The organism is Kribbella sp. NPDC048915, assembly GCF_040649595.1.
GTDB lineage: Bacteria > Actinomycetota > Actinomycetes > Propionibacteriales > Kribbellaceae > Kribbella.
In genome coordinates, this window is sequence record NZ_JBEZFT010000003.1 from 152,818 (window position 1) to 165,280 (window position 12,463).

Consider the following 12,463-nt stretch of genomic DNA (forward strand, 5'->3'; position numbering starts at 1 on the left):
ACAAGCCGATGCCCGCCACCCCGGGTGGGGATGACGGGCATCGTGCCGACTCAGATCAGCGCAGATCAGCTCACTGGTTGCTGGGCGGCGGCGTCGGGCCGCTGCCGTACTCCGGCGGGCGGATCGCCTCGTCCGGGCCGACGGACCCGCCCGGCAGGACGTCCTGCAGCGAGCCGTTCTGCTCGGCGCGGTTGTTGACCGGCATCACCGGCGGCTGGTCGGACGGGACCCGCGTGGCCGAGCCGGTCCAGGCCGGCCGGCGGTCGCGCTTGACCACCGGCGCGAAGACCCGGGCGATCTCGTTCTTGTCCAGGGTCTCCTTCTCCAGCAGCTCCTCGACCAGGTGGTCCAGGACCGCCCGGTTCTCGTTCAGGATGTCGAAGGCCTCCTGGTGCGCGTTCAGGATCAGCTTGCCGACCTCCTCGTCGACCGCGGCCGCGATCTCCTCGGAGTAGTTCCGCTGGCTGCCCAGGTCACGACCGAGGAACGGCTCGCTGCTGTCCTGGCCGAACTTGATCGCGCCGAGCCGCTCGGTCATGCCGTACTGCGTGACCATCGCCCGGGCCAGCGCGGTGGCCTTCTCGATGTCGTTGCTGGCGCCCGTGGTCGGGTCGTGGAAGACCATCTCCTCGGCTGCCCGGCCGCCGAGCATGTAGGCCAGCTTGTCCAGCATCTCGGAGCGGGTGGTCGAGTACTTGTCCTCGTCCGGCATCACCATCGTGTAGCCGAGCGCGCGGCCGCGCGGCAGGATCGTCACCTTCTGCACCGGGTCGGAGTGCGGCAGCGCCGCCGCGACCAGGGCGTGGCCACCCTCGTGGTACGCGGTGAGCACCTTCTCCTTGTCCGACATCAGGCGGGTCCGCCGCTGCGGACCGGCGATCACGCGGTCGATGGCCTCGTCCAGCGCCCGGTTGTCGATCATCTGCGCGTTCGACCGGGCGGTCAGCAGGGCCGCCTCGTTCAGCACGTTGGCCAGGTCGGCACCGGTCATGCCCGGCGTCCGGCGGGCCACGGCGGCCAGGTCGACGTCCTGCGCCATCGGCTTGCCGCGGGCGTGCACCTTGAGGATCTTCAGCCGGCCGGGCAGGTCCGGCGCGTCGACGGCGATCTGCCGGTCGAAGCGGCCGGGCCGCAGCAGCGCCGGGTCGAGCACGTCGGGCCGGTTGGTGGCCGCGATCAGGATCACACCGCCGCGGACGTCGAAGCCGTCCATCTCGACCAGCAGCTGGTTCAGCGTCTGCTCGCGCTCGTCGTGACCGCCGCCGAGGCCCGCGCCACGGTGCCGCCCGACGGCGTCGATCTCGTCGATGAACACGATCGCCGGCGCGTTCGCCTTGGCCTGCTCGAACAGGTCCCGGACCCGGGAGGCACCGACACCGACGAACATCTCGACGAAGTCCGAACCGGAGATCGAGTAGAACGGCACACCGGCCTCACCCGCGACCGCACGGGCCAGCAGCGTCTTACCGGTACCGGGCTGTCCGTAGAGCAGCACACCCTTGGGGATCTTGGCGCCGACCGCCTGGAACTTGCCCGGCTCCTGCAGGAACTCCTTGATCTCCTGCAGCTCCTCGATCGCCTCGTCCACACCGGCGACGTCGGCGAACGTGGTCTTCGGGGTGTCCTTGGTGACCAGCTTGGCCTTCGACTTGGCGAAGCTCATCACCCGGGAGCCACCGCCCTGCATCGAGTTCATCAGGAAGATGAACACGACCGCGATCAGCAGGAACGGGATCAGCGTGGAGAACACCTGGCCGATGAAGCTCGGCTTCGGGTTCTCGACGTCGTACCGCTCGATCTTGCCGTCGGTGAACAGTGTCTGCAGGTCGTTGCCGAGCCCCTGGCCCTGGCCGTCCACCCAGTGCGCCCGGACCTTGGTGCCGTCGGTCTTCTCGACCCGGATCTCCTGGTCGGGATTCACCAGCGTGACCGTCTTGATCGTCTTGTCGCTCGACGACTTGGCCTGCTGGATCAGCTGGACCACCTGGCCCGTGGGCTCGGTCTTGTACCCGGTCGAACCGGTCAGGAGCTGCCCGATCACCAGCACGCCGAGGAAGGCGACGACGATCCAGAACAGGGGTCCGCGGAAGATGCGCTTCACGTCCATGATCGAGGCCGAGGCCTCGTCCCTCCTAGCTCGGCAGGCCCGGGTGTGACGGGCTTGTGTCGGTAGTACCAGTCCAAGTGTCTCGTGCCGCACAAGACAACACAGCACGAGGGTCACGTAAGACGGTACGACCCGTTGTACAGGCCGTCACCAAGTCTGCCCTGAACCCCGGGTCGGGGCCATGGGGTCGGGGAGGGTATCTGCGCCGCCCGGCGCAGCTGTCAGGAATACACGTGCGGTGCCAGCGTGGCGACGCAGCGCAGGTTGCGGTACTTCTCCGCGTAGTCCAGCCCGTAGCCGACGACGAACTCGTCCGGCAGTTCCAGGCCGACGTACTTCACCGGGACCCGCATCTTCGCCGCGTCCGGCTTCACGAACGCCGTGCACAGCTCCAGCGAGGCCGGCTTGCGTGACTCCAGGTTGCTGACCAGCCAGCTGAGCGTGAGGCCGGTGTCGATGATGTCCTCGACGATCAGCACGTGCCGGTTGGTGATGTCGGTGTCCAGGTCCTTCTGGATCCGCACCACACCCGACGACTTGGTCCCCGAGCCGTACGACGAGATGGCCATCCAGTCCATCTCCACGTGCCGGCTGAACGACCGGGCCAGGTCGGCCATCACCATCACCGCGCCGCGCAGTACCCCGACCAGCAGCAGGTCCTTGCCCTCGTAGTCGGCCTCGATCCGCGCTGCCAGCTCGCGCAGCTTCGCGAGGATCTGCTCCTCGGTGTAATGGATCTTGGTCAGGTCCTTCTCGATGTCCGCCGCATCCACGCCGCTCAGGGTGTCACATCCCGTCCGAAGATGATGAATCCGCCCTGGCGGATCGCGCGAACGCCCTGGGGCAGGTCGATCCAGCGCTGACCGCGCCAGTCGGTCACCAGTTCGTCGACGGACGCGACATGGCCGGCGGTCAGGTCGGTGGCGCGGCAGCCTGCTTCCAGCGCGGCCTGGCGCAGTACGCGCGTGCGGATCGCGGCCGGTTGCTCCTCGAGTACGGCGATGTCCGCGCGCACCTGTCCCTCGACGCGGCTCAGTGCGCTCTCCGCAACCTCCGCGGCGAGCTGGTCCAGCGCGTCCGCATCCGCCCGGAGCAGTCCCGCCGTACGGGCCAGCGCCTCGACCACACCCGGTCCCAGCGCCTCCTCCAGCACCGGCAGCACCTCGTGCCGCACCCGGACCCGCGTGTACTGCGGGTCGTCGTTGTGCGGGTCGTGCCACGGCCGGAGCCCCGACGCGATGCACGCTGCGGCCGTCGTGGCCCGCGGCACCTCCAGGAACGGGCGGCGCAGCAGTCCGACAGCCGGAGCCATCCCGGCGAGCGAACGAGCACCGGACCCGCGGCCCAGCCCGAGCAGTACGGTCTCCGCCTGGTCGTCGCGGGTGTGAGCCAGCAGTACGACGTCCGCGCCGACCTCGTCGGCCGCCGCGCGCAGAGCGTCGTACCGGGCCGAGCGGGCTGCTCCCTCCGGACCGCCCTGGTTGCCGACCTCGACCTCACGGACCTCCACAGGGTCCAGTCCGAGTCCACGGCACTGCTCGGCCGCCGTCCGGGCCACATGTCCCGAGTCGGGCTGCAGCCCGTGGTCCACGATCACCGCGCCGGCCCGTAGGCCCAGTTTGGGCGCTTCGAACGCGGTGGCGGCCGCCAGCGCGAGTGAATCGGTGCCGCCGGAGCAGGCGACCAGGACCGTCGTCCCCTGCGGCAGCTCGCTGAGTGTGGCACGGACGGCCTCGCGCGTCCGGGCGACGGCCGGGTGCAGCTTCCCCCGCCGTTGCCGGACCAGGCGCTCAGCCGTGGAGTCGGGTGACCCAGTCATCGGGGTTGGCGATCTCGTTCTTGGTCGGGAGCGTGTTCGGTCCGGTCCAGACGCGGTTGAAGCCCTCCATCCCGACGCGGTCGACCACACGGCGTACGAACGCGGCACCGTCCTTGTACTGCCGCAGCTTGGCGTCCAGACCGAGCAGCCGCTTCAGCAGCTGGTCCACCGGGTTGCCACTGGCACGGCGGGACGTGAACTTGGAGCGGATCGTGTCGACGGTCGGAATGACCGTCGGCCCCACACCGTCCATCACGAAGTCGGCGTGGCCCTCCAGCAGCGACATCACCGCGGTCAGCCGGTCCAGCACCGCACGCTGCTCCGGCGACTGCATCAGGTCCACCAGACTGAGCTCGGCCTCCCCGCGCACCGAGCGGCCCAGGCGCTGGACGGCCTCGCGGAACATCGCGGCGTACGCCGATGCGTCCAGCTCGGCCTGGTCCAGGAACAGGGCGATCTCCGAGCGCAGGTGGTCTCGCAGCCAGGGCACCGCGGTGAACTGGACCCGGTGCGTCTCCTCGTGCAGACACACCCACAGGCGGAAGTCCCGCGGTACGACGCCGAGCTCGGACTCCACGTGCATGACGTTGGGAGCCACCAGCAACAGCCGTCCGGTCAGACCGGGACGGTCCGGGTCGGGCTGCGCCGGGAAGAACGGGTCGAACTGGCCCAGGACCCGCGACGACAGGAAGGCCAGCAGCGCACCGGCCTCGATTCCGGTCACCCGGGAGCCGACCGCGGACGACAGGCCCGGGCTCCGCTCCGCCTTCTCGCGCAGCTTGTCCGCCAGCGGCTGCAGGACCGTGCGGAACCCGTCCGCGTTCGCCTGCACCCAGCCCGGCCGGTCGACGATCAGCACCGGGGCCGTGGCCGACGTGGCCTGCAGCCCGGTGAAGTCGCGCACATGGGTCTCGGACTCGGCCGCGAACTGCCGCAGCTCGCCCACCACCTGGTCCGCCTCCGTGCGGCTGACCGCCGGGCCCGGACGCAGCAGCTTCCGCGCCACACCGGTCGCCAGCTGCCAGTCGACCATCTCGCTCGTGGTCCCGCCATCAGCCGTGCTCATACAAAGACCCTAGTGGTATGTCACAACCTTTGGGGTCAGCAGCCGCAGTTGGCCAGGGCGGCGGTGGCGCGGTCGAGGGCGGCGCGGGCGTCAAGGGTCTTCGGGACCGGCACGCTGTCGCTGGCGACCGCGAACACCAACAGCGTCCCGGTGCGGTCCAGCGCATACCCGGCGAGGCTGTGGACGCCGGTGAGTGTTCCGGTCTTCGCCCGGACCACGCCGGTCCCGGTACCGGTGCCCGCGGTACTGAACCGCTGCGCGAGGCTCCCGTTGAACGCGGCCACCGGCAGACCGGTCAGCAGGTGCCGGAGCTCCGGGTGATCCTTCGACGCGGCCACCCGGACCGCGCCGGCCAGCAGGTCGAGCGGGACCTTGTTGCTGCGGGTCAGGCCGCTGCCGTCGTAAATCCTGGCCTTACTGACGTCCAGGCCCAGCTTGGTCAGCGTGGCCCGCAGCCCCTTGACGCCCCCTGCGTACGACCCGCCGTTGCCGGTCGCGACACCGACCTGCCGCAGCAGCACCTCGGCGCCGTCGTTGTCGCTGTGCAGGTTCACGTACTCGACGATCTGGCCGACCGTCGGCGACTTGACCAGGGCGAGCGAGGTGGCCCCGGCCGGGGCCTTCGTAGGCTTCACGGTGGCAGCGACCTTGACGCCGTTCTGCTGCAGGAGCTTCTGGAACGCCACCGCGGCGGACTGTGCCGGGGAGCTGGAGCGCTTCGCCATGCCAGGCGTCAAGCGGCCTTCGTTCACCCAGAGCGCCGACGTCGGGGCCGCGATGCCCTCCGGTACGTAGTTCGCCTCCCAGTTCGCGTTGATCGCCGGGCCGGTGAACAGCGTCGCGTCGTACCCGAGCGTCACCGAGGTGACCCCCTGCGCCTTCAGCGCCTTCGCCGTACCGGCCGCCAGCGTCTGCAGCGTCGCGCGCGCCGGGAAGCCGTCCCGCGCGGACGGCTTGATCGTCAGCAGTGGGTCACCGCCGCCCACCAGCACGATCGACGCCGCGCCACCGGACGCCGGGGCGCTGCTCACGACCCTCGTGGTGAACCGGTGGTCCGGTCCGAGCGTCGCCAGCGCCGACACCGTGGTCAACAGCTTCAGCGTGGACGCGGGCGTGTACGGCGTCGCGGCGCCGACCGAGAACACCGCCTTGCCGCGCGAGGCGTCGTACACGTAGATGCCGCGGTGCGTGCCCAGTGACGGGTCCTTGAGGATTGTCGTGAGCGCCTTGCCAACGCCGGCCGCGGTCGGCGCGACCCCCTTGGCGGCCGCGGGGGCGAGCACCGGTGGCGCCTGTTCGGTCGCCTGCACCGATCCGGGTACGGCGCTTGCGCTGCCGACCAGTCCGGCGCACAGCGCCGAGGCGATCAGCGTGACGAATGCCGCACGGGCAGGTCGGGCCACCGGGCTGCTCCTGTCAATAGGACGGTAGAAACCGTGACAGTATCTGCCGTATGGAGTTCGACGTCTTCATCGAGATCCCCAAGGGCACCCGCAACAAGTACGAGCTGGACCACAAGACGGGCCGCCTGCGGCTGGACCGGACACTGTTCACCGCGACCCAGTATCCGGCCGACTACGGGTTCATCGAGGAGACCCTCGGTCAGGACGGCGACCCGCTGGACGCGCTGGTACTGCTGCCGGAGCCGACGTTCCCCGGCTGCCTGATCCGCGCCCGCGCGATCGGCATGTTCCGGATGACCGACGAGAAGGGCCCTGACGACAAGGTCCTCTGCGTCCCGGCCGGCGACCCGCGCCAGGAGCACCTGCGCGACATCCACCACGTCCCCGAGTTCGACCGCTTGGAGATCCAGCACTTCTTCGCCGTCTACAAGGACCTCGAACCGGGCAAGTCCGTCGAAGGCGCCAAGTGGGTCGGCCGAGCCGACGCCGAAGCCGAGATCACCGCCTCCTTCGACCGCCTCAAAACCGAGGGCCACTGACCCGCGGGCCCGGGCCGCCCTAGGCTCGTCGGGTGGAACTGCGGCAGTTGCGGTACTTCGTGGGGGTTGCGGAGGAGTTGCACTTCGGGCGGGCGGCGGAGCGGTTGTTCATCTCAACGCCGACGCTGAGTCAGCAGATCAAGCAGCTCGAGCGGGAGACCGGGGCTGTGTTGCTGGTGCGGCACAGTCGCGGGTGGAACTGACCCCGGCCGGCGAGGTTTCCTGGCCGGCGCTCCGGCTGCTCGAAACCGGTGAGATCGATCTCGGCCCGGTCCGTACGCCGCTCACCCTGCCACCAGGCGTCGTGTCCGAGCACCTGGCCACGGAGGAGCTCGGCGTGCTGGTCGTCGACAACGGCTTCGTGACCGGGACCGTACTGCACGCCGACGGCGGCCACCGGCTGGTCTGATCATGCGGTGTCCCCGGCAACAAGCTCGTTGCCGGGGACAACTCGAGGGGCCGGTTCGGAAGTGCCTAGGGCCGGCCGAAGAAGTCGGGCGGTTCCCAGTAGTACACGCTGTCGATCTGGACGGGTTTGCCGGTGCGGGGGGCGTGGATCATGCGGCCGTTGCCCAGGTACATGCCGACGTGGTGGATGGTGCCGGGGTCGTCGGGGTCGATGGACCAGAAGATCAGGTCGCCGGGACGCAGCTCGTCCTCGTCGATGTGCCGGATCTGCTCGTACTGCGCGACGCTGTAGTGCGGGAGTTGTACGCCGGCCCGCGCCCAGGCGGCCTGGGTCAGGCCGGAACAGTCCCAGCGATCCGGTCCGGTGCCGCCCCACAGGTACATGTCGCCGCGCTGCCGCAGCGCGAAGTCGATCGCAGCCTGGGCGCCCTTCCGGCTGCCGCGGCTCGGGCCGTCGTCGTCCCGCGGCGGCTTCGGCGGCTTCGGCTTCGGCTTGTGCCGCTTCGGCGGGTCCTGCCGCTGGTTGTCCTGCTTCTCCCGCTCGCGCTCGGCCTTTTCCCGGCGCGCCTGCTCGGCCGCCTCGCGGGCCCGCTGGGCCTCCGCGGCGCGTCGCTCCGCGGCCTCCCGGGCCGCGATCCGGCGCTGCAGCTCGGCGGCCTTGCGGGCCGCGATCTCGGCGGCGCGCTGCCGCGCCAGCTCCTCCAGCCCGCGCTGGCGCTGGGCGGCCACCTGGACCGAGATGTTCTGCAGGGTGGCGAGCTGCGTGATCGACTTCTGGCGTTGCGCGCCGATCGACTGCACCGCGGCCGTCTGCGCGGCCTCGGCCGCTTCAGCGGCCTTCTTCGCCTTGGCAGCCGCGTCGGTCGCCGTCTTCACCTTGGCGACGGCCTGGTCGGCCTGGACCTTGAACAGGTTCGTCATCACCTGCGTCGCGGTGAAGCGCAGGTACGACCCCTGCATCGCCTGCGACACCGTGTGCGCCGTACCGGCCGAATCGAGCAGTTCCTGCGGCCCCTCGGCGGTGAACAGTGGCGCGATCTTCGCCACGTCGCCACCGCCTTGGTACGACGCGGCGGCGAAGCGACCGATCTGCTGCCGCTGGGCGGCCAGTGTCTGCTGCGCCTCGGCTGCCCGGGCCGCGGCGGCGGCCGCGTCGGCCTTGGCCTGCTGCAGCCGGTACACGGCGCCGTTGTACGCCTCGTCGGCGATCCCGGACTGGATGCCGAGCTGCTCCAGCCGCGCGTTGGCTGCGGCCAGCTGCTGCTCGATCGCGGCGACCTGGGCGGCCTTCGAAGCGGCGGCCTGCTTGGCCCGCTCGACCGCGGCCTTGGACGGAATCACCGGCGGCTTCGGCTTGGCGGCCTCGGCCGGGAGGGTGGGCACGGCCATGGTGCCGGCCAGGCAGATCGCGAGCACCCCGGAGGACAGCAGCTTGGCCGCCCTACCGGTCTTCCCAGCACCCGTGACCCGCCCGCCGGACGTGGCCCTGGTGGGCGTCCGCATCGGGATGGTTCCTTCCGCCGGTCACGAACCCCTTCCCCAGGGTTCGTGAACTTTTGGTCCTCCTGGACCACATACGTGACACTAGTTGCCTCAAGCCCCATTGGGAACAGTTTTCACACAAGTATCTTTGTTTCACCTGCGTGTCGGCTTGACAAACTACAAGCTTGTAATTCGGCGAATCCGCAGGTCGGCGCACGAAAACGCCCCTCCGGCCGGGCCGGAGGGCGTTGCAGCTGAGGCCAGTGGTTCAGCTGAGGTGGTTCAGCTGGAGCCGGCCGAGGTGGTTCAGCTGAGGACGAACGAGGCGACCACCGGGAGGTGGTCCGAGGCCGGCGTCACCGGTACGGCGGCCTTGGTCGGGCGGAGTCCCGCGCTGTGCAGCTGATAGTCGATCCGCGCGGTCGGATTGTCGGCCTCGATCGTGTAGCCGGGCCCCTCGCCGACCTCCTCCCAGGTGTCGGCGTACGCCGCGGTCAGCGTCTTGATCTCCGGCTTCTCGGCCGTCGCGTTCAGGTCGCCGACGATCAGGGTCGGCGTCTTCGAGCCGCCGAGCAGCTCGATCACCTTCTGCGCCTGCTCCAGCCGTTCGGCGTTGTTGTTGTGGGTCAGGTGCGTGTTCGCGAAGCGCAGTTTCGCGCCGCGCACAGTGATGTCCGCGACCGCGAGCCCGCGCTGTTCACCGCCGGGGTAGAGCGGCAGCGGCGTGTTCTCGAAGTGCTGGATCGGGTACTTCGACAAGATCGCGGTGCCGTACTGGCGCCGCGGCTCCCCCGGGTTCACCGGCGGTAGGTCGAGGTTCGGGGCGTACGCGTAGTGCAGCTTGAGCCGCTGCGCGAACCAAGCGGCCTGGTCGACCCAGTCGCTGCGCGCGTCCCAGTGCCGGTCGACCTCCTGCAGGCCGATGACATCGGCGCCGGACTGCTCGATCAGGACGGCGATCCGCTCGAGATCGAGGACGCCGTCGGTCCCCGCGCCGTGGTGGATGTTGTAGGTCATGACGGTCAGCGGCCGGCCCGGACGACCCGCGTCGGGCTGAGCCGCGGCAACAGTGGGGATCACGATCAGGAACCCTACGAGGACGGTCAGCAATTTACGCATGCCCTCATCCTTGCGGAAAACCGGCGACACCCGCGCGACGTGCGAGTGTCGCCGGTCCGAACACGCGACAGCCGGCGCTCGAGTGCTAGTGCACGAGGCGGGCGACAGCGCCGCCGGCACCGGAGGCCCAGCAGCCCGCGTTCAGGCCGTGACCGGCGCACTCGACGCTGTCGAAGCTGCCGTCGTAGAACTGCTTCCAGCTCCGGCCGCCGTCAACGCTGACATCACTACCGGACGGTCCCACCGCCACCACGGTGGTCGGCGACCACGGCACGAAGTGCGATCCGCTGCGGTAGCCCTTCGGCGCCTTGTCGGCGGGCACCAACTTCCAGGTGCGACCACCGTCGTACGTCACCGACGCGGCCTCCACCGCCTCGGTCGGCTTCAGGAAGTCACCGCCGACGGCAACGCCGAACAACGAGTTCCGGAATGCCAGGCTGAAGATTCCGGCCGCTTCACCGCTGGCCATCGGCGAGTCCGACACCGTCCAGCGCCGGCCGCCGTCGACGGTCCGGAACACGCGCGGCCGGTCAGCACCGCCAGTGGCGAACCACGCCGTACGGCCATGGCCCGCGACCAGGCAGGTACCGCTGGCGGCGAAGGCGAACTCGCCCGGCAGCGCGGCCGGCATTCCGGCGGACGACTGCACTTTCCAGGATTTTCCGCCGTCTGCCGTCGCCGCGATCCGGAACTTTCCGTCGACCGGGTCGCTCAGCGCCAGCCCGTGCTTGTCGTCGTTGAACGCGAAGCAGTCGTAGAACGCGTTCGGATCCGTGTTCCGGAAAGTTTCCGACCACGTTTTTCCGCCGTCCGCCGTGCGGTACACCCGGGAGTCCTCGCCGTTCCCGATCGTCAGTGCGACCGCACGCCGCGCGTCGAAGGCCTCGACGTCGCGGAACTGCAGGGTTTCCGCGCCGGGCGGACTGACGTTCTGCCAGTGTTTCCCGCCGTCCACCGTCCGCAGCACCGTTCCGCCGGCCCCGCCCACCCAGGCGACGTTCTTGCTCACCGCCGCGAGTCCACGGAACTGCGCCGTGGTCCCGGTCGGCGTCAACTCCCAGCGGTACGACGGACCCGACGAACCGCTGTGTGCCTGGGCGGGCACGACCTGACCCATCAACAACAGACCTCCTGCCGCCAGAGCGGCCACACGCAGGATTCTCATGCGCGGCAATCTAGCCCGCTGTCAGCCGAAAGGACTGCGACACGGAGCCGTTGCAGGTGAGTTGGACCAATTGGATGCTGTCGGCGGTCGAACCGCCGGGCACGGTCAGGCACTTGCTGCTGTGCCGGCTGACGAAATGGAACGCGCCGCCGCCTTCGGAAACGGCCTGCCATTGCTGATTGTTTCCGCCGCCGTACGCCCACAACTGGAGGCCGGCGTTGTCCGCCGCGGAAACTCCGGTCACGTCGATCACCTTCGTGGCGTCGTTGCGGTTGTTGACCCTGGTAAACCCACCGGACGTCGGCTGGAACTGGAACTGCTGCGCCTGCGTACCGTTGCAGCTGTACTGCTGGATCACCGTCCCGTTCGCAGTACCGGCCGCGCGCGCGTCGACGCACTTTCCGTTGGCCTGGTTGACGATCGAGTACCACGTGGACGGCGACGGCTGATCGACCGGCGGCGTCGTACTCGAGCCGCCCAGCCACGCCAGCGCGTCCATCATGAACTGGTTCTGCGCCGGACTGTCGAACGTCGAGGAAAGCCGGGTGTTGGTTTCGTAGTTCATCGCGTTGTGACCGAAGTTCGCGTAGATCATCTTGTAGTTCTTGTTCGTCCAGATGATCGGGTAATAGCCGCCGTACCAGGTCTGGTTCGGGTCGGTGCCGACCGGGAAACTGGACGCGTCGATCGACGCCAGGATCTGGATGTTCGGGTTGTTCCGAAGATCGTTCTGCCAGCTGTACCACTCGCTGACCGACGACTGGAACGTCGCGCCGGTGTTCGCCAACGCCGGGTGCGACCGGTTCTCGGTCCGCAGCGTGACGGCGGTCGGTCCCCAGGTGTTCGACTGGAACCGGCCGGTGCCGAGCAGCGTGTTGTTGAACCACGGCCAACCGCCACTGGCGTCGTTGTACGCCGTCACGTGGAACCCGAAGAACGCGCCGCCGTTGTCCAGGTAGTTCTTGAACCCGTTGCGCTGCGCGTCACTGTGCGGGGAATCGTCGAGGAACATCACGACCTGGTACTGCGACGCGCTCAGGTTGACGAGCTGATCCCAGTTGTTCGTGGCGGTGTACGTGAATCCGTACTGCGCACCGAACTGCGGAAACCGCTGATTCGCTTCTCTTACGAAGTCGATGTGCGCGGCGTCCCACGTGCCGCTGTAGAACGCGAGCACCTTGAACGTCGCGTCGGCCTTGGCAACTGCGGACGAGGTCAGGCCACTGATCAACAGCGCCAGCGCAAGTGCAGAGGCCAGCAGCGGGGACAGCAGGCTGGACAGCAGGGTGGACCGGAAAGTGGGCAGGCGAAAGCGATCGGAAAGCATGGGGGCGGACCTTTCCGTCAGTACATTC

Annotated in this window: 11 protein-coding genes and 1 pseudogene; 3 read left to right on the forward strand and 9 right to left on the reverse strand. The window is 69.2% G+C overall.

What is annotated here, in order from left to right; translation table 11 throughout:
- Positions 1-70: 70 nt before the first annotated feature.
- From ftsH to dacB, 5 genes are all read right to left on the reverse strand, one after another.
- Complete coding sequence (gene ftsH, locus AB0B82_RS03055; RefSeq protein WP_360161856.1) at positions 71-2,107, reverse strand: ATP-dependent zinc metalloprotease FtsH; 2,037 nt, start codon at positions 2,105-2,107, stop codon at positions 71-73.
- A gap of 221 nt (positions 2,108-2,328) precedes the next feature.
- A complete protein-coding gene (hpt, locus tag AB0B82_RS03060; RefSeq protein ID WP_360161858.1) occupies positions 2,329-2,880 on the reverse strand; it encodes a hypoxanthine phosphoribosyltransferase in 552 nt (183 codons plus the stop codon).
- Between the two features lie 5 nt (positions 2,881-2,885).
- Complete coding sequence (gene tilS / locus AB0B82_RS03065) at positions 2,886-3,926, reverse strand: tRNA lysidine(34) synthetase TilS (RefSeq protein WP_360161860.1); 1,041 nt, start codon at positions 3,924-3,926, stop codon at positions 2,886-2,888.
- On the reverse strand, positions 3,898-4,992 hold the full coding sequence (locus tag AB0B82_RS03070; RefSeq protein WP_360161862.1) for a zinc-dependent metalloprotease: 1,095 nt from the start codon (positions 4,990-4,992) through the stop codon (positions 3,898-3,900). The genes tilS and AB0B82_RS03070 overlap by 29 nt, the downstream gene beginning before the upstream one ends.
- Positions 4,993-5,027: 35 nt before the next feature.
- On the reverse strand, positions 5,028-6,395 hold the full coding sequence (dacB, locus tag AB0B82_RS03075; RefSeq protein WP_360161863.1) for a D-alanyl-D-alanine carboxypeptidase/D-alanyl-D-alanine-endopeptidase: 1,368 nt from the start codon (positions 6,393-6,395) through the stop codon (positions 5,028-5,030).
- 50 nt (positions 6,396-6,445) lie between these two features.
- Here dacB and AB0B82_RS03080 point away from each other — a divergent pair, with 50 nt between their 5' ends.
- From AB0B82_RS03080 to AB0B82_RS03090, 3 genes and pseudogenes are all read left to right on the forward strand, one after another.
- Entirely contained in the window at positions 6,446-6,934 is a 489-nt protein-coding gene (locus AB0B82_RS03080; RefSeq protein ID WP_360161865.1) for an inorganic diphosphatase, read from the forward strand.
- Positions 6,935-6,966: 32 nt separating this feature from the next.
- Positions 6,967-7,128, forward strand: a pseudogene (locus AB0B82_RS03085) (LysR family transcriptional regulator); the annotation flags it as partial.
- The gene (locus tag AB0B82_RS03090) at positions 7,128-7,343 is read left to right on the forward strand and encodes a hypothetical protein (protein WP_360161945.1); all 216 of its coding nucleotides are present in this window, start codon (positions 7,128-7,130) and stop codon (positions 7,341-7,343) included. The pseudogene AB0B82_RS03085 and the gene AB0B82_RS03090, both read left to right, overlap by 1 nt.
- A 65-nt stretch (positions 7,344-7,408) precedes the next feature.
- Here the strand turns inward: AB0B82_RS03090 and AB0B82_RS03095 are convergent, their stop codons facing one another.
- From AB0B82_RS03095 to AB0B82_RS03110, 4 genes are all read right to left on the reverse strand, one after another.
- The gene (locus tag AB0B82_RS03095; protein ID WP_360161867.1) at positions 7,409-8,845 is read right to left on the reverse strand and encodes a C40 family peptidase; all 1,437 of its coding nucleotides are present in this window, start codon (positions 8,843-8,845) and stop codon (positions 7,409-7,411) included.
- Between the two features lie 285 nt (positions 8,846-9,130).
- A complete protein-coding gene (locus tag AB0B82_RS03100) occupies positions 9,131-9,943 on the reverse strand; it encodes an endonuclease/exonuclease/phosphatase family protein (protein ID WP_360161869.1) in 813 nt (270 codons plus the stop codon).
- A gap of 85 nt (positions 9,944-10,028) precedes the next feature.
- Entirely contained in the window at positions 10,029-11,108 is a 1,080-nt protein-coding gene (locus AB0B82_RS03105; RefSeq protein WP_360161871.1) for an oxidoreductase, read from the reverse strand.
- 10 nt (positions 11,109-11,118) lie between these two features.
- The gene (locus AB0B82_RS03110; protein ID WP_360161873.1) at positions 11,119-12,435 is read right to left on the reverse strand and encodes an RICIN domain-containing protein; all 1,317 of its coding nucleotides are present in this window, start codon (positions 12,433-12,435) and stop codon (positions 11,119-11,121) included.
- Between the last annotated feature and the right edge of the window lie 28 nt (positions 12,436-12,463).